Here is a 17,054-nt window from a genome sequence, read left to right on the forward strand (position 1 = left end):
TCTGGGACGATGGGGCCCATGAGCGCTGCAACTTCTCCCTCCGAGCGCCGGGTCTCCGCCCGCATCGGTGCAATTTCCGAGTCCGCCACCCTCGCCGTCGACGCCAAGGCCAAGGCCCTCAAGGCCGCCGGCCGCCCGGTGATCGGCTTCGGTGCCGGCGAGCCCGACTTCCCGACCCCCGGCTACATCGTCGACGCCGCGGTCGAGGCCTGCCGCAACCCGAAGTACCACCGCTACACCCCCGCCGGCGGGCTCCCCGAGCTCAAGGCCGCCATTGTGGAGAAGACGCTGCGCGACTCCGGTTACGAGGTCGACGCCTCCCAGATCCTGGTGACCAACGGCGGCAAGCAGGCCATCTACGAGGCGTTCGCCGCGATCCTCGACCCGGGCGACGAGGTCATCGTGCCCGCGCCGTACTGGACCACCTACCCCGAGTCGATCCGTCTCGCCGGCGGTGTCCCGGTGGAGGTCGTGGCCGACGAGACCACCGGCTACCGGGTCTCCGTCGAGCAGCTGGAGGCGGCGCGCACCGAGCGTACGAAGGTCGTCCTGTTCGTCTCCCCGTCGAACCCGACCGGTGCGGTGTACAGCGAGGCCGACGCCAAGGCGATCGGCGAGTGGGCCGTCGAGCACGGTCTGTGGGTGCTGACCGACGAGATCTACGAGCACCTGGTCTACGGCACCGCGAAGTTCACCTCGCTGCCGGCGCTCGTGCCCGCCCTGCGCGAGAAGTGCATCGTGGTCAACGGTGTCGCCAAGACGTACGCGATGACCGGCTGGCGCGTGGGCTGGCTCATCGGCCCGAAGGACGTCGTCAAGGCCGCGACCAACCTGCAGTCGCACGCCACGTCCAACGTCTCCAACGTCGCTCAGATCGCCGCGCTGGCCGCCGTCTCCGGGAACCTGGACGCGGTCGCCGAGATGCGGACCGCCTTCGACCGCCGTCGGCAGACCATCGTGCGGATGCTGAACGAGATCGACGGCGTGCTGTGCCCGGAGCCCGAGGGCGCGTTCTACGCCTACCCCTCGGTGAAGGCGCTGCTCGGCAAGGAGATCCGCGGCAAGCGCCCGGCCACCTCGGTCGAGCTGGCGGCACTGATCCTGGACGAGGCCGAGGTCGCGGTCGTTCCGGGCGAGGCCTTCGGTACGCCGGGCTACCTGCGGCTGTCGTACGCGCTGGGCGACGAGGACCTCGTCGAGGGCGTGTCGCGGATCCAGAAGCTGCTGGGCGAGGCGAAGGACTGACCGTCCCGGATCCCGCCCCTGTGACCCCCGGCCGCGGCCGGGGGTCATTTTTTTGTTCGGGGATCGACTCGATGGGGAAACCGGCTACCGCGAGGACCCGCGGGTGCGGCAGGATCTTCGAATGGAGCGTGATGTACGGCTGTTGCCCAAGGCCCATCTGCATTTGCATTTCACCGGGTCGATGCGGCCCACGACACTGCTCGAACTCGCCGACAAGTACGGCGTACGCCTGCCGGAGGCACTGACCGGCGGCGAACCGCCCCAGCTGCGGGCCACCGACGAGCGCGGCTGGTTCCGCTTCCAGCGGCTCTACGACATCGCCCGGTCCTGTCTGCGGGCGCCGGAGGACATCCAGCGGCTGGTGCGCGAGACGGCCCAGGAGGACGTCGCCGACGGCTCCGGCTGGCTGGAGATCCAGGTCGATCCCACCTCGTACGCCCCGCTGCTCGGTGGGCTGATCCCGGCGATCGAGATCATTCTGGATGCGGTGGACGCCGCCGCCCGCGAGACCGGCCTCGGGATGCGGGTGGTGATCGCCGCGAATCGGATGAAGCACCCGCTGGACGCGCGGACTCTGGCACGGCTCGCGGTCCGCTACGCGCACCGGGGCGTCGTCGGCTTCGGGCTCTCCAACGACGAGCGGCGCGGAATGGCGCGCGACTTCGACCGGGCCTTCGCCATCGCCAGGGAGGGCGGCCTGCTGGCAGCCCCGCACGGCGGGGAGCTGGCCGGCCCGTCGAGCGTGCGGGACTGCGTGGACGACCTCTACGCGGCGCGGATCGGCCACGGCGTACGGGCCGCCGAGGACCCGCGGCTGCTGCGCAGGCTGGCGGAGCGCGGGGTGACCTGCGAGGTGTGCCCTGCGTCGAACGTGGCACTGGGCGTCTACGAGAAGCCGTCGGACGTACCCTTGCGCACTCTGTTCGAGGCCGGGGTGCCGATGGCGCTCGGCGCGGACGACCCGCTGCTCTTCGGCTCCCGGCTGGCCGCGCAGTACGAACTCGTACGCCGCCACCACGCGTTCACGGACGAGGAGCTGGCGGAGCTGGCGCGGCAGTCGGTACGGGGGTCGGCGGCGCCGTCCGACGTACGGGAGCGGCTCCTTGGCGGGATCGACGACTGGCTGGCGAAGCCGGCCTGACAGCGCGACGGCCGGGAAGAAGGCAGGCCCACCGCGGGACCGGGCCGGCATTTTCGTTCGGACCGATGCCGAGCGCGCCGCCCTGGAGCAGGCGGAGCAGGGCACCCGTACCGGATGCGGTGCATCGCAAGGCGGAGGAGCGTCCCCGTACGGGGCGTATTCAGGCGTTCCGACGGCGCGGCGAGGTGCCGTAGCTGTCGTCGTACGCCCGCCGGGGATGACGGGACAGCCCTTAGCTTTTTGTTTAGGCGCCGATTCCGTGCAGCACCGTCCGGGCCACTGATGCGGCGAACTCGTCGAGTGACTGCGGCGGGCGGCCCTCGTCCGTCGCGTCGTAGGCGAACGCGCGCTGGACGCAGGCGCCGAGCAGCAGCGACGCAGCGGCGTAGGTGTCGGCGCCGGGCCGGACGCGACCCGCGGACTGCTCGCTGCGGAGGTAGGCGGCGACGCCCCGGATCGGCATGTGCGGGCCGGTGCCGAGCTCGCGCATGGCCGCGTCGTGGCGGCTCTTGAGCCGCGGCTCGGCGTAGAGGGAGGCGGCGATCGGGAAGCTCTGGGCGTAGAAGAGTGCGGCCTCGCGGGCGATCTCGGTGAGGTTCTCCTCGACCGTCCGCTCCCCCGCCGCCGGGTCGGCGGTCAGCCGCCGCAGGAGCGGGTTGAGCTTCGGCAGCCGCTCCTTGAGGACAGCCACGAACAGCTCCTCCTTGCTCGGGAAGTGCTTGTAGAGGGCCGCCTCCGAACAGCCCGCGGCCCGGGCGATTTCCTTGGTGGTGGCCCGGGCCAGGCCGATGGTGAGCATCAGCTGGTGGGCGGCGTCGATGATGCGGACGCGGGCCGGCTTCTGCTCCATGTGCACTCCAATGAGGCTTGACGCGTGGTGAGTGTCCACTCACTCTAGAGGTGAGTGAATACTTACCCACCCGGGGAGGGTGCGCAATGAGACTCACGGTGTTCGGCGCGACAGGCGGCATCGGCCAGGAGATCGTCCGCCAGGCGGTGGCCGCGGGCCATGACGTGACGGCAGTGGTCCGCGATCCGGCACGGCTGCCGGTCCCGCTCTCCGACGTCACGGTCCGCACAACGGCGCGGATCGACGATCCGGAGGCGCTGCGCGAAGCGGTCGCCGGGCGGGACGCGGTGCTCTCCGGACTCGGCTCGCGCGGCCGGAAGGCCGAGGGGATCGCCGAACGGCTCACCGGCTCGGTGCTGCGGGCGATGGAGGCCGAGGGGACGCGGCGGCTGCTCGTGGTGAGCGCGGCCCCGGTCGCGCCGAAGCCCGCGGACGATCCGTTGCTGGACCGGATGATGCTGAAGGCGATCGGGGCCATTCTCAAGGAGGTCTATGCCGACCTGACGCTGATGGAGGCCGCACTGGCCCGCAGCGCGACGGACTGGACGTCGGTCCGGCCGCCGAAGCTCACCAACGGGCCGCTGACCGGGACGTACCGGACGGTCTACGGCAGCAATCCGCGCAGCGGCCGGTCCATCTCGCGGGCCGATGTGGCGCACGCGATGCTGGCGCTGATCGACGATCCGGCGGCGGTGAAGCAGGGCGTGGGCGTGGCGTACTGACGCCACACCCGCCTCAGAGCCTGTCGGGTGACCTCTGATCGGGCGGCCACGCCCTGGCACGCACGCTTCCCGCGTTGCCGAAATGTCCTAGTAGCTCCGCTACGAGGACATCCCGCCGCCTTGGAATCGCACGCACCAGACCGCGTCCGCTATCCGATCGAAGGTCACCCGCCAGGCTCTCAGAGGGTGACGCCGACCGTCACCGGTTCGTTGACGAGCGTGACGCCGAAGGCGTCGTGAACGCCCGCGACGACCTCGCGGGCGAGCGCGAGCAGGTCCTCGGTGGTCGCCCCGCCGCGGTTGGTGAGGGCGAGCGTGTGCTTGGTGGAGATGCGGGCGGGCCCGGATCCGTACCCCTTGGTGAAACCGGCCCGGTCGATGAGCCAGGCCGCCGAGGTCTTGGTGCGTCCCCCGTCCGCGGGGAAGGCGGGGGGCGTCACCTCGGGGCCGAGCCGGTCCTTGGCACGGGCGAGGAACGCCTCGTACTGGGCACCGTCGAGGATCGGGTTGGTGAAGAAGGACCCCGCCGACCAGGTGTCGTGGTCCTCCGGGTCGAGCACCATGCCCTTGCCGGCCCGGAGCCGCAGCACGGTCTCACGGGCGGCCGCCGCGGGCACCCGGTCGCCCTGTTCGACACCCATGGCACGGGCCGTTTCGGGGTATTTGATGGGCGCGGAGAGACCTCCCGCGTCTTCCAGCTCGAAACGGACACGCAGCACCACGAAGCGGTCGGGTTCGGCCTTGAAGCGGCTGTGACGGTACGAGAATGCGCACTCGGCATTCGGGATCGTGACCGTTTCGCGGGTGTACCGGTCGTAGGCGACGACCTGCGTGATGGTCGAGGCGACCTCCTGGCCGTACGCACCGACGTTCTGGATCGGCGTCGCACCCGCCGAGCCGGGGATTCCGGCCAGGCATTCGATGCCCGCGAGACCGGCTTCGACCGTGCGGGCGACGGCATCCGTCCAGATCTCTCCGGCAGCCAGTTCCAGCGTCGTACCGGAGAGCGCGAAGCCCTTGGTCGCGATGCGCAGGGCGGTGCCGTCGAAGCCCTTGTCGCCGATGACCAGGTTGCTGCCGCCGCCGACGACGAGGAGCGGAGTGCCGTCCTCGTCGGCCTCACGCACGGCTGCGACCACCTCGGCGTCCGTCGTCGCCGTGAGGAGGCGGGCCGCGGGGCCGCCGAGCCGGAAGGTGGTCAGGGGGGCGAGGGGGGCGTCGTGGAGTTCCTGCACGGGGACAAGAGTACGGTCCGCGGCGCCACCGCTCGGGCGGGGCCACGGACCGTGCACACAGGGCAGCCGGGTCGGACGGGACCGGGCCACGGATCAGGCGGCGACGGCGGCCCGCTCCACGGCCGGCTCCGGCTCCGCCGCCGGCGCGGGGCGGCGGCCCGGGATCAGCAGTGCCACGAGCGCGGCGAGAGCCACGAAACCGGCCCCGATCCAGACCGCCGGGACGGTCCCGTCCGTGAAGGACTGCGCGGAGCCGTAACCGCCCTGCGCGGAGAAGACCGAGGCGAGCACCGCGACCCCGAGGGCGCCGCCGACCTCACGCAGGGCGTTGTTGGCGCCGGAGGCGATGCCCTGCTCGGCGGGCCGGACACTCGACATGACGAGGCTGGCGGCCGGCGCGAAGTAGAGCGCCATGCCGGCACCGCCGATCATCAGGGCGGGCAGCTGCGCGGTGTACGAGGCGTCGGGGGCGATGACCATGGCGAAGAGGGCCAGCCCGACGGCCTGGAGCGCGAGACCGGTCACGACGACCGGGCGCCCGCCGAACCGGTCGGAGAGATACCCGGCAATCGGAGCGACCAGCATCGGCATGCCGGTCCAGGGCAGCATGCGCAGCCCGGCCTCGGTCGGCGAGTAGCCCAGCACGCCCTGGAGGTACTGGCTGAGCAGGAAGATCGATCCGAACATCCCGAGGAACATCAGCAGGCCGGCCATGTTGATCCCGAAGAACCCGCGGTTGCGGAAGAGCCGCATCGGCAGCATCGGGTGCTTCGCCCGGAAGCCGTGGTGGACGAAGCCGCCCATCAGCGCGGAACCCGCGATCAGTCCGGTCAGGACCGTGGCGCTGGTCCAGCCGTCGGCGTTGGCGTTGACCAGCCCGTAGACGATGCCGAAGAGACCTCCGCTGACGAGGAGCGTGCCGGGGATATCGAGCCGGGCGTTCGGGGCGTACGACTCCGCCAGGCGCAGCCGGGCCAGCGGCAGCAGGACCAGGCCGACCGGCACGTTCAACCAGAAGATCCACTGCCAGGAGATGTGCTCGGTCAGACTGCCGCCGATCAGCGGGCCACTGGCCACGGCGAGTCCGGTGACGGCGCTGAAGATCCCGAGAACCATGCCGCGGCGGGCGGCCGGCACGGCGGCCGTGAGCAGGGTGAGCGTCAGTGGCATCATGATCGCCGCGCCGACGCCCTGGACGGCCCTGAAGGCGATCAGCTCGTTGATCCCGGACGACAGGGCCGCCGCGGCGGAGGCGCCGGTGAAGACGGTGAGCCCGGCGAGGAAGAGCCGCCGCCGGCCGAACCGGTCGCCGAGAGCGGCACCGAGCATCAGCAGGACGGCGAAGGTCAGGGTGTACGCGTTCACCGTCCACTCGAGCTCCGCCAGCTCGCCGCCGAGACTCTTGCGAATGGAGGGCAGGGCGGTGGTGACGACGAGATTGTCGAGGGCCGCCATGAAACCGGCGACGCTGGTGATGACGAGGGCCCAGACCGCTCCTGAGCGGCCTGTCGTGTGCTGATTCACTGCTCCCCCTGGGGGTTAGTTATTAATGACTAACTTTCATGGGCAGAGAACCGGGCCGAACCCGGGTCGCACTGTTCGAGCGGCCGGCCGCTCAGGCCTTCGGCTGCACCGAGGGATAGAAACCGGACCAGACACGGTGACCGGCCGGGAAGCCGAGCGAGGCCAGGGTGTTGACGAGCATGCCGTACGCGAGGAAGGTCGTGGTCCCGCCGGGATCGGCGCCGAGCGCGAGGTGGATCTCGTCCCACATCTGCAGCCAGCCGGCCCGAGCCGACTCACCGAACTCGTGGTCCCCGGAGGCCTCGGCCGCCGCGACCGCCGCGTACATCTGCATCTGCATCAGCAGTTTGTCGGGGTCGTCGACGATGAGGCGCTGATACGCCGCCGCCATGGCCAGGAGCGCCTCCTGCCCCTCCAGGCCCTCGCCGGCCTCGGCGAAGACCTTCCGGGTGTCCGCCAGGCAGCGGTCGGAGGCGGCGAGGAACATGGCCCGCTTACTGGGGAAGAGACGGAAGAGATACGGCTGCGACACGCCGACCCGCTTGGCGATCGCCTCCGTGGAGGTGGCGTTGTACCCACCGCGGGCGAACTCGGCGATCGCCGCGCGGATGACACTCTCGCGCCGCTCCTCTGCACTCATCCTGACCATGCAAATAAGTTAGTACTCAATCACTAACTTGGTCAAGCGGTACGGGACAGCCGCTCCGGAACATGACGCGAGGGCCTCGCGAGTACGGGTGAGGGGCACCCCCCGGCGGAGAGTGCCCCTCACTCATGAACGTGGCTCGACGACGGCTCAGGCGAGCCGCACAACGGCGCGGGACATCCCCAGCACCTTCTTGCCCTCGCTCATCGCCGTCAGGTCCACCCGTACCTGCTTGTCGTCCAGCAGGGCCGCCACCTTGGCACTGACCTCGATCAGCGCACCCTTGTCGTCGTTCGGCACGACGACCGGCTTGGTGAACCGCACCCCGTACTCGACGACCGCACCCGGGTCACCGACCCAGTCCGTGACCACCCGGACCGCCTCGGCCATGGTGAACATGCCGTGCGCGATCACATCCGGCAGCCCGACCTCGAGGGCGAACTTCTCGTTCCAGTGGATCGGGTTGAAGTCACCGGAGGCGCCCGCGTACTGCACCAGCGTCGCGCGGGTCACCCGGAAGGACTGCGCCGGCAACTCCGTACCGACCTCGACCGATGCGTAACTCACCTTCGCCGTCATCACGCCTCCTCGGCGGCGCGCGCCACCAGCTTCGTCCACGCGGTCACGACATGCTCGCCGGCCTCGTCATGGACCTCACCACGGATGTCGAGAATGTCGTTGCCCGCCATGGACTTGACGCCCTCGATCGTCGAAGTGACCGTCAGCCGGTCGCCCGCCCGCACCGGACGCACGTACACGAACTTCTGGTCACCATGCACCACACGGCTGTAGTCCAGGCCCAGCTGCGGGTCCTGCACCACCTGCCCCGCAGCCTTGAAAGTGATCGAGAAGACAAAGGTGGGCGGCGCGATCACATCGGAATGTCCGAGCGCCCGGGCGGCCGCCGGATCGACGTACGCGGGATTGGTGTCCCCCACCGCCTCGGCGAACTCACGGATCTTCTCCCGGCCGACCTCGTACGGCGCGGTGGGCGGATAAGTCCGCCCGACGAAGGACTGGTCGAGCGCCATGGGCTCGCTACCTCCTGATGAAAGACGAAAAGGCCGATGAACAACCCTGTACGGGACAGTCCTATACAACGACACGAGGCCGCCCCCAGTGGGGACGGCCTCGTGTACGAGCCTGATTCAGCGGGTTTCGCGGTGCGCAGTGTGCGAGTTGCAGCGCGGGCAGTGCTTCTTCATCTCAAGACGGTCCGGGTTGTTACGCCGGTTCTTCTTGGTGATGTAGTTCCGCTCCTTGCACTCCACGCAGGCCAGCGTGATCTTCGGGCGGACGTCGGTGGCAGCCACGTGAGTGCTCCTTGGACGGATGGACGGATGAACGCAAAAAAGAGTAGCCGATCGAAGGACCGACCCCACAATCGGCTACCGTAAGTAGCGGTGACCGGACTTGAACCGGTGACACAGCGATTATGAGCCGCTTGCTCTACCGACTGAGCTACACCGCTTTGATGACGGATCCCCCCGCCGCGAGGCGGGGTTCTCCGATCACCAGAGCCCCAATACGGAATCGAACCGTAGACCTTCTCCTTACCATGGAGACGCTCTACCGACTGAGCTATTGGGGCGAGCGATGAAGACATTACACGGTCCTCCGCCGATCGCCCAAATCCGTTTCGGAGCCCCCCTCCCCAGCGATGACCGGCCCCGCCCCGATCCCCCGACCGACCCCCGATCCACGACCGGCAGCCGACCCGGCCGGGAGCCCGACCGGCGGCCGGAACCGCCGCCTGATCAGCAACGTGACCGGCAACCCGACCCACCCCATGAGCCACGCCCGGCCGGCCCAGGAACAGCCACCGCGCCGGCCCCTCCCACCCGCCGCGCACAGCTCACGAGGCCACACCGGTACGACTATTTCCCTCCTCCTCGAACCGGGACGAACACGCCCCTAGGCTCGACTCACTCTGCGTGATCTTGCACCCCTCCCAGGAGCGCGATGCCCGACAGCCGGCCGCGGCAGCCCGACGACCACGCCGCCGACGCCGCCACCGAAGCCAACGCCCTGATCCTGTGCGGCGCCCGGCTCACCGACGGCCGCATCGTCGACGTACGGCTCGGCCGCGGCCGCATCGAGGCCGTCGGCACCACGGGCAGCCTGACCGCCCCCGGCCCCCGCATCGACCTGCGCGGCTATCTCCTGCTCCCCGCCCCCGCAGAACCCCACGCCCACAGCGACACCGCACTCACCGCGGACAGCACCGGCCCCGACAGCTCCGGACCCGCCTCGCACCACCCCGAGGACATCCAGCGCCGCGCCACCGAAGCCGCCCTGCTGCAACTCGGCCACGGTGCCACCGCCCTGCGCTCACATGTACGGATCGGGGACGTCACCGGACTCGCCGGCCTCGAAGCAGTACTCCAGGCCGGCCGCTCCCTGCACGGACTCACCGAACTGACCCCGGTCGCCGTTCCCCGCCTGCTCACCGGAATCGCAGGCGCCGACAGCCTCGCCATGCTGCGCGACGCGGTGAAAACAGGAGCCGGCGTGATCGGCGGCTGCCCCGAGCTCGACCCCGACCCGGCCGGATACACCGAAGCCGTCCTGGAGATCGCCGCCGAACACCACTGCCCCGTCGACCTGCACATGGACGGCGACGACCCCGCCCGCCTCGCCCGGCTCGTCGCCATGGCCGCCGGACACCGGCCCGGCGTTTCCATAGGGCCGTGCGCCGGCCTCGACCGGCTCCCCCCGGAAACCGCGACCCGCACCGCCGACCAGCTCGCCGCCGCCGACGTGACCGTGATCTGCCTCCCCCAGGGCGGCTGCTGCGGCGCCGAACGCAGGGGCACCGCCCCCGTACGACTGCTGCGCGCCGCCGGCGTGCGCGTAGCGGCAGGCAGCGGGGCACTGCGCGACGTCGCGAACCCCGTGGGCCGCGGAGACCCGCTGGAGGCCGCCTACCTGCTCGCCTCACAGAGCGGCCTCCGCCCCGAGGACGCATACGACGCCGTCTCCACGGCCGCCAGAAAGGCCATGGGACTGCCCGAGATCCGCGTCGAGGCAGGCTTCCCCGCCGAACTCCTCGCCGTACGGGGCGAACAGCTCTCCGGCGCGCTCTCACTGGCGTACAGCCGGATCATCGTGCACCGCGGACGCGTGGTGGCCCGCACCAGCGCGGTCCGCGAGTACTGCGACTCCGAGACCGTCGTCGCACTCGATCTGCCCCGCCAGGCCCGCCCCGACCCCGGGCCGGGCGGCGGGTCCTGAGCAGGGCGGCGCGCCGCGGCGTACGGTCGTGACTATGCGCATTGTCATCGCAGGTGGACATGGTCAGATCGCGCTGCGGCTGGAACGGCTGCTCGCTGCGCGCGGAGATGAAGCGGTCGGCATCATCCGCAACCCGGAACAGGGCGAGGACCTCCGGTCGGCAGGCGCCGAACCGGTCGTCCTGGACCTAGAATCGGCCTCCGTGGAGGACGTGGCCGAGGTGCTGCGCGGCGCCGACGCGACGGTCTTCGCGGCCGGCGCGGGCCCGAACAGCGGTACGGCCCGCAAGGACACGGTGGACCGCGGCGCGGCAGTGCTGTTCGCGGACGCGGCGGAACGGGCGGGCGTACGGCGCTGCGTCGTGGTCTCCTCCATGGGCGCCGATCCGGACCACCCGGGCGACGAGGTCTTCGACGTGTACCTGCGGGCCAAGGGCGCCGCCGACGCCTACGTGCGCTCCAGGACCGCACTCGACTGGACGATCCTGCGCCCCGGAATGCTCACCAACGACGCGGGCAACGGGCAGGTTCTGATGGCAGCCTCGACGGGGCGCGGAACGGTACCGCGCGACGACGTGGCGGCGACGCTGCTCGAACTGCTGGACACCCCGGCGACAGCGGGACTGACCCTGGAACTGATCTCGGGGAACGTGCCGCTGACGGTGGCGATCAAGGACGTCGCGGGGAACTGAGCGGGCGACGGGGAGGAGCACGGAGCCCGACACGCCCCTCCCCCGCTCTCCCTCGCTCCCCCTCGTACGAGGTTCCACGGCCGAACGGGTGCCCATCCGCCGCCCGCATCGTTGATCCTCCCGACGGCTCGTAAGCCCCGCCGGGAGGAGGACCCATGCGTCGCTCAACAGCCCTGATCAGCACAGCCACCTGCCGTGCCGCGCGAGGACACCGGTGAGCAGCTGACCGGGCGCCAACTCGCGCAACGGGTGGGCCGACTGAGCAGCCTCGTCGCCGACATCGGACAGGCGACGATCGACGCCCACGGGGACCGGACGTCACTGACGGCGCTCACCGCGGACGAGCCCCCCCAGCGGCAGAAAACTGTCAACCCCGGCCGGTCTCCGGCCGATCGGCTGGAGACCCTCTCTCGGCACCCACCGGACCGTACTGCGCGCCGGCGGATCCCCACGGGGCCGGACCGGCTCGGCGCAGCATGGAACGCTCGGAGCACGTGCCGCAGCAATTGTGGCAGGCTCCGCTCACGGTCGCGCGGATCCGCTGCCGTCCGGCCTCGTTGCCGTCAGGACTGCCGTCACTGCCGCTGTCGCAACGGCTCCGGAGGGCGCATTGAGCCCGCTGGGTTCGAGCAGCTCGGAAGGCCGGACACCGCTCACGGTCCACCCCTGAGGCCGCGCCTGCGTGGTTGCTGCCGTCACCGTCTCCTGCGACTCGCGGGGCGATCCGTAGCGGTGCAGTGTGGAAGGCGTGGGCTCCAGGCAGGGACGTGTGGGTATCGGGCAGCCGTGGCAGCCGAGCCAGCTGCTGCTGCTGATCCCTGTTGCGCTCATCGTTGTGATCACCGCCTCGGACATCGCGAGTGGGCCAAACATCGTTCTCGGTCCCCTGCTGGTGGTCGCGCCCACGCTCACCGCGTGGTTCGCGGGCCCCTGGACGACGGGCGGCATCGGGGTCCTGGCCCTGGCGGGCGAGGCGGTCGGCGGCTGGCACACCGGAACGCTGACTTCGCGGAACGTGGTGGTGGAGATGATCGCTATCGCGGTGATCACCTCGTTGATCGTGTTCCTGTGTGCGGTGCGCGACCGGCACGTACGCCAGATGGCTCAGGTCCGGTCGGTCGCCGAGGCCGCCCAGCAGGTGCTGATGTGGCCGCTGCCGAGCCGGCTCGGCCCGCTGCGGCTCGCCTGTGTTTATCTGGCTGCCGAGGAGGAGGCCGATATCGGCGGCGACCTGTATGCCGCCGCCCGCACCGGCAGCGCGGTCCGCGTGATGATCGGCGACGTGCGGGGCAAGGGCCTGCCCGCCCTGGGCGAGGCCGCCCTCCTGCTCGGCGCCTTCCGCGAGGCCGCCCACCAGCACGCCTCCCTGCCCGACCTGGCCGCTTCCCTGGAACGGAGCATGACCCGCTACCTCGCCGACTTCGAACCGGAGGGCGAGGCGGGAGAACGCTTCGTGACCACCCTTCTGGTCGAGATCCCCGACGCCGAGCCCCTGGTCCGCATGACCAGCTGCGGTCACCCGGCACCCCTGCTGCTCGGCCCGGACAACACCGTCCACGTGCCCCGCCTCCACCCCGGGCCCCCACTTGGCGTCGGCGTCACGGATCCCGCCGACCACGTCGTCGATGTCCTGCCCTTCGGCCCTGGGGACACGCTGGTCCTGTACACCGACGGTGTCATCGAAGCCCGTGACCACAACGGCGTCTTCTACCCGTTCGCGGAACGCGCAGCCCAGTGGACCGACCGCCCTCCCGAGGCGCTGCTCCACCACATCGAACGCGACCTGCTCGCCTACACCGGCGGACGCCTCGGCGACGACGCCGCCCTCCTCGCCATCCGCCGGGCCCACATCCCGCATCCGGACCACCACCTTCGGCGCGACACGCCGGCGTCAGCGGGCAGCAGTTGTGGGACATAGCCGCCGAGGGCCTGGGCGAGGTCTACTTCCGTGACCGCGACCGTCGCGCGCATGGTCTGCTGGTGGAGTTCACCGACGTCGGCCTCGTGGTTCCCCGGTTACCCCCGTCTGATCGGGCACGCAGCCCGTAGTCCGTCCGGCCGGGGGTGGGCGGCTGCTCGGTTTCTTCTGGTATGTACCTGGTGATCGCATCCTTGGTCAGTACGCCGTCGTGTTGAGCGAGCAGGAGCACGCGTCGCTGCTCGCCCGACGCCCCCCATGGCCTTCGCCACGCGGGCGTCTCCTTCTGGCTCAGCTCCGGGGTGGACCCGATGGAGTGCGCGCGGCGGGCCGGCCACACGATCGCCGTGCTGTTCCGGGTCTACGCGAAGGTGCTCGCGCAGACGCAGGAGCGAGCGAATCACCGGATCGACGCCGCTCTGCGCGAGTGGAACGAACCGGAGTGAGTAGCCACCCGTCCCCCGGGGACGGGTGGGGGACACGGCCTGATCAGGGGCGGATACCTGCGGTACTGGGTGAGACAAGCCGCCATTTCGGTGACCTCCGGCGGGCTCGCCCCGAGCATGCAGAAACCCCCGTCGATCTGCTGTTTTTGCAGATCGCCGGGGGTTTCTCGTCCTGTGGCGGCGCCAGGGTTCGAACCTGGGTAGGCTGAGCCGGCAGATTTACAGTCTGCTCCCTTTGGCCACTCGGGCACACCGCCTCGAACGACGCGTTAGAACTCCGTTGAGCGGTGCTCCTTGGCGACGACGTAAACGATACCTGATGACGTGGGGTGCTCCGCCACCTGATTGATCAGTGCTCGTGGCGGTGGGCGATGGCTAGGCTTTACGTCGTACCCCACAAGCATTCGACGCAAGGAGCCACACGTCATGGCCGACTCCAGTTTCGACATCGTCTCGAAGGTCGAGCGGCAGGAGGTCGACAACGCCCTCAACCAGGCCGCCAAGGAGATCTCGCAGCGCTACGACTTCAAGGGCACGGGCGCCTCGATCTCCTGGTCCGGCGAGAAGATCCTGATGGAGGCGAACGGCGAGGAGCGGGTCAAGGCGATCCTCGACATCTTCCAGTCCAAGCTGATCAAGCGGGGCATCTCGCTCAAGTCGCTGGATGCGGGCGAGCCGCAGCTGTCCGGTAAGGAGTACAAGATCTTCGCCACGATCGAGGAAGGCATCTCCCAGGAGAACGCCAAGAAGGTGGCGAAGATCATTCGCGATGAGGGTCCGAAGGGCGTCAAGGCGCAGGTTCAGGGCGACGAGCTGCGGGTCAGCTCGAAGAGCCGGGACGACCTGCAGGCCGTGCAGGCACTGCTGAAGGGCCAGGACTTCGACTTCGCGGTGCAGTTCGTGAACTACCGGTAGGTCCGTCTTTCGGTCGTCCGTCCGGGCGCGGGTGGGGCAGGCCGGGAGGTACACACCGGCCCGCCTCGTACCTCACCGGACGTGATGTCCGAATACCGCCGGTCGCAGGTGGCGGGCGGTCGCAGACTTGTCCGTATGGAACGGCGATTCGAGTGATTCGTCGCTCTGTACGGAGAAGAGAGGGACCGGCCATGACCATGTACGCGACCGTCGACAGCCCGCTGGGTGAACTGCTGCTGGTCGGCGAGGAATCACCGGCCGCCGCCGGCGGTGTGGCGCTCGCCTCGCTCTCCCTGCCGGGCCAGAAGGGCGCCGAGGTCGTCCAGGACGGGTGGATCCATGCGCCGGGGGCCTTCGCCGGGGTCGCCGCGCAGCTGAGGGCGTATTTCGAGGGGCGGCTGACCCGCTTCGACATCGTGTACGCCGAGGGTCGGGGCACGGAGTTCCAGCGGCGGGTGTGGAACGCGCTGGACACCGTCCCGTACGGGGAGACGGTGTCCTACGGGCAGATCGCCGAGCGGATCGGCGCACCCGGGGCGGGCGTGCGGGCCGTGGGGACGGCGATCGGCCGCAATCCGCTGCTGATCGTGCGCCCGTGCCACCGGGTGATCGGGGCGGACGGGGCCCTGCGGGGTTACGCGGGCGGACTGGAGCGCAAGGAGCAGCTTCTGGGGCTGGAAGGCGCTCTGGCGGCGCGCTGAGCGACCTGCGTGCCGAGCGGTTGCGCGCTGAGCGGCTGTGTACGGATGGGCGGTGGGCGAAATGGCGGGTCTCTTTCCGAGGCCGCGGGCTGTCGTGGCGCCGGGTGCCGTGCATGTGCCGGAGTGGTTGCCGGTGGAGCGCCAGCGGCCGCTGGTCGAGGCCTGCCGGGAGTGGGCGCGGGGGCCGGTTCCGCTGCGGCACACGGCGTTGCCGGGCGGCGGGGTGATGTCCGTCCAGACGGTCTGTGTGGGGTGGCACTGGCAGCCGTACCGGTATTCGCGGACCGCGGATGATGTGAACGGGGCGCGGGTCGCCGATTTTCCGGACTGGCTGGCGGAGTTGGGGCGGGCGGCGCTGGTCGAGGCGTACGGGGAGGAGAGTCCGGTCGGGACGTACGCGCCGGACACCGCGCTGATCAATTTTTATGACGGCGCGGCGAGGATGGGCATGCACCAGGACAAGGAGGAGCGGTCCGGCGCGCCGGTGGTCTCGCTCAGCATCGGTGATACGTGTGTCTTCCGCTTCGGCAACACGGAGAACCGTGGACGGCCTTATACGGATGTGGAGTTGGCTTCCGGTGACCTGTTCGTCTTCGGCGGGGAGTCACGTTTCGCGTTCCACGGTGTGCCGAAGGTCTTTCCGGGGACGGCCGATCCCGCAACGGGCATGAGCAGAGGCCGGCTCAATCTGACCCTGCGCGAGACCGGGTGGGGTGTCTGAGGCGCGGACGGGGATGTCAGTGGCGGTCCCGGGAGTTCCCGAAGAGCAGCCGGTAGACGACGAGCAGGACCAGTGAGCCGCCGATGGCCGCGATCCATGTCGCGGTGTCGTAGAAATTCTTGGATATGGGGTGGTCGAGGAAGCGTGAGGAGATCCAGCCACCGATGAAGGCGCCAACGACTCCGATGAGGGTCGTGCCGACCAGCCCGCCGGGGTCGCGGCCCGGGAGCAGCACCTTGGCAATGACTCCGGCAAGCAGTCCGAGAATGATCCAACCGATAATGGTCATGCTGCCGAACCTACCCTTCACTTGGTTATGGAACCCAAGACGTCGGGTGGGCACGGACGGTTGCTGATTGAGCGGGATGAGCGGCAGGCCACAGCCTGTTCATATGCGGGTGTTGTAGTCCGGCCAGGGCTGCAGGTGGTCCATTGCTTCGTCGTCGGCGTCCTCCCCGTACCAGCCCGCTCCGTCCAGCCATGTGCGCAGCCAGGTGGCGAGATCGGGCTGGTCGATGTACCAGGCGTGCTGCGGTTCGTCGGCGTTCGGCTCGAAGAGCAGGACGGTGGTGCGCTCGGTGCGACAGTCCACGCAGCTGTACATGCCGCAGCCCAGGCTGCATATCGGCAGAACGCCTTCCGGCCACGGCCACTGCCCTTCCTCGCTCACGGATCTGCGGTGGGCGAGGTATTGGTCGACGACGGAGTGCTCGCCGCCGGGGGCGGGGCCGCCGGTCAGGGGCAACAGGCCGTATGCGGGGCCGAAGCCGCCGTTGGCGATCCGGGTGTGGAGGGCGGTCAGCAGGGGCGGCAGTGCGAAGCCGAGGGTCGCTTCCGCCTGGGCGATGTCCTGAGTGGACAGAGCTGCCGGGAGGGGGTACTTCTCCCACCGTGGGGTGGTGTGCGCTGTCTTCTCCACGGCTGCCAGCAACTGCTCGGTGTCGTTCATGGGTTCATGGTGGAGGACGGCACTGACAATCGGTGGCGGGTGACCCGGTGCCGTCCTGCGTGACGCGGCCGTTTCGGCGGGTGCGCTGCCCGGCTCCCCGTTGCCTCCTGGTCGTG

General features: G+C 69.9%; 18 protein-coding genes, 3 tRNA genes and 1 pseudogene. 10 read left to right on the forward strand and 12 right to left on the reverse strand.

Going from position 1 to position 17,054, the window contains the following annotated elements:
* The first annotated feature begins 18 nt into the window (after positions 1-18).
* Both OG395_RS24480 and OG395_RS24485 read left to right on the forward strand, forming a co-directional pair.
* Positions 19-1,245, forward strand: a complete 1,227-nt coding sequence (locus OG395_RS24480; RefSeq protein WP_327244849.1) for a pyridoxal phosphate-dependent aminotransferase — start codon at positions 19-21, stop codon at positions 1,243-1,245.
* Between the two features lie 121 nt (positions 1,246-1,366).
* Positions 1,367-2,386, forward strand: coding sequence for an adenosine deaminase (locus OG395_RS24485; RefSeq protein ID WP_266982623.1), 1,020 nt, complete (start codon positions 1,367-1,369; stop codon positions 2,384-2,386).
* Between the two features lie 244 nt (positions 2,387-2,630).
* Here OG395_RS24485 and OG395_RS24490 read toward each other — a convergent pair whose 3' ends face one another.
* The gene (locus tag OG395_RS24490; RefSeq protein WP_327244850.1) at positions 2,631-3,236 is read right to left on the reverse strand and encodes a TetR/AcrR family transcriptional regulator; all 606 of its coding nucleotides are present in this window, start codon (positions 3,234-3,236) and stop codon (positions 2,631-2,633) included.
* 86 nt (positions 3,237-3,322) lie between these two features.
* On the opposite strand from OG395_RS24490, the gene OG395_RS24495 reads away from it, so the two are divergent.
* Positions 3,323-3,958 carry an NAD(P)-dependent oxidoreductase gene (locus OG395_RS24495; protein WP_327244851.1) on the forward strand — a complete coding sequence of 212 codons (636 nt, stop codon included), beginning with the start codon at positions 3,323-3,325 and terminating at the stop codon, positions 3,956-3,958.
* 179 nt (positions 3,959-4,137) lie between these two features.
* Here OG395_RS24495 and OG395_RS24500 read toward each other — a convergent pair whose 3' ends face one another.
* From OG395_RS24500 to OG395_RS24535, 8 genes are all read right to left on the reverse strand, one after another.
* Positions 4,138-5,193, reverse strand: coding sequence for a UDP-N-acetylmuramate dehydrogenase (locus tag OG395_RS24500; RefSeq protein ID WP_327244852.1), 1,056 nt, complete (start codon positions 5,191-5,193; stop codon positions 4,138-4,140).
* 93 nt (positions 5,194-5,286) lie between these two features.
* Positions 5,287-6,717 carry a DHA2 family efflux MFS transporter permease subunit gene (locus OG395_RS24505; protein ID WP_327244853.1) on the reverse strand — a complete coding sequence of 477 codons (1,431 nt, stop codon included), beginning with the start codon at positions 6,715-6,717 and terminating at the stop codon, positions 5,287-5,289.
* Between the two features lie 91 nt (positions 6,718-6,808).
* Positions 6,809-7,357, reverse strand: coding sequence for a TetR/AcrR family transcriptional regulator (locus OG395_RS24510; RefSeq protein WP_327244854.1), 549 nt, complete (start codon positions 7,355-7,357; stop codon positions 6,809-6,811).
* A gap of 156 nt (positions 7,358-7,513) precedes the next feature.
* Positions 7,514-7,942, reverse strand: coding sequence for a MaoC family dehydratase (locus OG395_RS24515; protein ID WP_327244855.1), 429 nt, complete (start codon positions 7,940-7,942; stop codon positions 7,514-7,516).
* A complete protein-coding gene (locus OG395_RS24520; protein ID WP_327244856.1) occupies positions 7,942-8,394 on the reverse strand; it encodes a MaoC family dehydratase N-terminal domain-containing protein in 453 nt (150 codons plus the stop codon). The genes OG395_RS24515 and OG395_RS24520 overlap by 1 nt, the downstream gene beginning before the upstream one ends.
* A 117-nt stretch (positions 8,395-8,511) precedes the next feature.
* A complete protein-coding gene (rpmG, locus tag OG395_RS24525; protein WP_003956487.1) occupies positions 8,512-8,676 on the reverse strand; it encodes a 50S ribosomal protein L33 in 165 nt (54 codons plus the stop codon).
* An 85-nt stretch (positions 8,677-8,761) separates the two neighbouring features.
* Positions 8,762-8,834 (reverse strand) — tRNA-Met (locus tag OG395_RS24530).
* Between the two features lie 47 nt (positions 8,835-8,881).
* A tRNA-Thr gene (locus OG395_RS24535) sits at positions 8,882-8,954 on the reverse strand.
* 371 nt (positions 8,955-9,325) lie between these two features.
* Here OG395_RS24535 and OG395_RS24540 point away from each other — a divergent pair.
* The 4 genes and pseudogenes from OG395_RS24540 to OG395_RS24555 all read left to right on the forward strand — a co-directional run.
* On the forward strand, positions 9,326-10,597 hold the full coding sequence (locus tag OG395_RS24540; RefSeq protein ID WP_327244857.1) for an amidohydrolase family protein: 1,272 nt from the start codon (positions 9,326-9,328) through the stop codon (positions 10,595-10,597).
* Positions 10,598-10,631: 34 nt separating this feature from the next.
* Positions 10,632-11,288, forward strand: coding sequence for an SDR family oxidoreductase (locus OG395_RS24545; protein WP_327244858.1), 657 nt, complete (start codon positions 10,632-10,634; stop codon positions 11,286-11,288).
* Between the two features lie 748 nt (positions 11,289-12,036).
* Positions 12,037-13,206 (forward strand): PP2C family protein-serine/threonine phosphatase, encoded by a 1,170-nt coding sequence (locus OG395_RS24550; RefSeq protein WP_327244859.1) that lies wholly within the window; start codon positions 12,037-12,039, stop codon positions 13,204-13,206.
* A gap of 211 nt (positions 13,207-13,417) precedes the next feature.
* Positions 13,418-13,652, forward strand: a pseudogene (locus tag OG395_RS24555) (site-specific integrase); the annotation flags it as partial.
* A gap of 175 nt (positions 13,653-13,827) precedes the next feature.
* On the opposite strand, the gene OG395_RS24560 reads toward OG395_RS24555, so the two are convergent.
* Positions 13,828-13,909, reverse strand: a tRNA-Tyr gene (locus tag OG395_RS24560).
* Positions 13,910-14,078: 169 nt separating this feature from the next.
* On the opposite strand from OG395_RS24560, the gene OG395_RS24565 reads away from it, so the two are divergent.
* The 3 genes from OG395_RS24565 (at position 14,079) to OG395_RS24575 (ending at position 15,989) form a co-directional block, all read left to right on the forward strand.
* A complete protein-coding gene (locus OG395_RS24565) occupies positions 14,079-14,567 on the forward strand; it encodes a YajQ family cyclic di-GMP-binding protein (RefSeq protein WP_030926258.1) in 489 nt (162 codons plus the stop codon).
* Between the two features lie 191 nt (positions 14,568-14,758).
* The gene (locus tag OG395_RS24570; RefSeq protein ID WP_327244860.1) at positions 14,759-15,268 is read left to right on the forward strand and encodes a methylated-DNA--[protein]-cysteine S-methyltransferase; all 510 of its coding nucleotides are present in this window, start codon (positions 14,759-14,761) and stop codon (positions 15,266-15,268) included.
* 61 nt (positions 15,269-15,329) lie between these two features.
* The gene (locus tag OG395_RS24575; protein WP_327244861.1) at positions 15,330-15,989 is read left to right on the forward strand and encodes an alpha-ketoglutarate-dependent dioxygenase AlkB family protein; all 660 of its coding nucleotides are present in this window, start codon (positions 15,330-15,332) and stop codon (positions 15,987-15,989) included.
* Between the two features lie 16 nt (positions 15,990-16,005).
* Here OG395_RS24575 and OG395_RS24580 read toward each other — a convergent pair whose 3' ends face one another.
* Positions 16,006-16,278 (reverse strand): GlsB/YeaQ/YmgE family stress response membrane protein, encoded by a 273-nt coding sequence (locus OG395_RS24580; protein ID WP_327244862.1) that lies wholly within the window; start codon positions 16,276-16,278, stop codon positions 16,006-16,008.
* 99 nt (positions 16,279-16,377) lie between these two features.
* Complete coding sequence (locus tag OG395_RS24585) at positions 16,378-16,938, reverse strand: SMI1/KNR4 family protein (RefSeq protein ID WP_327244863.1); 561 nt, start codon at positions 16,936-16,938, stop codon at positions 16,378-16,380.
* Positions 16,939-17,054: the final 116 nt, after the last annotated feature.

It is taken from the genome of Streptomyces sp. NBC_01320 (assembly GCF_035974375.1).
GTDB lineage: Bacteria > Actinomycetota > Actinomycetes > Streptomycetales > Streptomycetaceae > Streptomyces > Streptomyces yanii.

What these genes read in the sequence shown, in the direction of transcription:
- OG395_RS24480 (WP_327244849.1), top strand. Translation starts at nt 19, where the DNA reads ATGAGCGCTGCAACTTCTCCCTCCGAGCGCCGGGTCTCCGCCCGCATC.
- OG395_RS24485 (WP_266982623.1), top strand. Translation starts at nt 1,367, where the DNA reads ATGGAGCGTGATGTACGGCTGTTGCCCAAGGCCCATCTGCATTTGCAT.
- OG395_RS24490 (WP_327244850.1), bottom strand. Translation starts at nt 3,236, where the DNA reads ATGGAGCAGAAGCCGGCCCGCGTCCGCATCATCGACGCCGCCCACCAG.
- OG395_RS24495 (WP_327244851.1), top strand. Translation starts at nt 3,323, where the DNA reads ATGAGACTCACGGTGTTCGGCGCGACAGGCGGCATCGGCCAGGAGATC.
- OG395_RS24510 (WP_327244854.1), bottom strand. Translation starts at nt 7,357, where the DNA reads ATGAGTGCAGAGGAGCGGCGCGAGAGTGTCATCCGCGCGGCGATCGCC.
- OG395_RS24515 (WP_327244855.1), bottom strand. Translation starts at nt 7,942, where the DNA reads ATGACGGCGAAGGTGAGTTACGCATCGGTCGAGGTCGGTACGGAGTTG.
- OG395_RS24520 (WP_327244856.1), bottom strand. Translation starts at nt 8,394, where the DNA reads ATGGCGCTCGACCAGTCCTTCGTCGGGCGGACTTATCCGCCCACCGCG.
- OG395_RS24540 (WP_327244857.1), top strand. Translation starts at nt 9,326, where the DNA reads ATGCCCGACAGCCGGCCGCGGCAGCCCGACGACCACGCCGCCGACGCC.
- OG395_RS24545 (WP_327244858.1), top strand. Translation starts at nt 10,632, where the DNA reads ATGCGCATTGTCATCGCAGGTGGACATGGTCAGATCGCGCTGCGGCTG.
- OG395_RS24565 (WP_030926258.1), top strand. Translation starts at nt 14,079, where the DNA reads ATGGCCGACTCCAGTTTCGACATCGTCTCGAAGGTCGAGCGGCAGGAG.
- OG395_RS24570 (WP_327244860.1), top strand. Translation starts at nt 14,759, where the DNA reads ATGACCATGTACGCGACCGTCGACAGCCCGCTGGGTGAACTGCTGCTG.
- OG395_RS24575 (WP_327244861.1), top strand. Translation starts at nt 15,330, where the DNA reads ATGGCGGGTCTCTTTCCGAGGCCGCGGGCTGTCGTGGCGCCGGGTGCC.
- OG395_RS24580 (WP_327244862.1), bottom strand. Translation starts at nt 16,278, where the DNA reads ATGACCATTATCGGTTGGATCATTCTCGGACTGCTTGCCGGAGTCATT.
- OG395_RS24585 (WP_327244863.1), bottom strand. Translation starts at nt 16,938, where the DNA reads ATGAACGACACCGAGCAGTTGCTGGCAGCCGTGGAGAAGACAGCGCAC.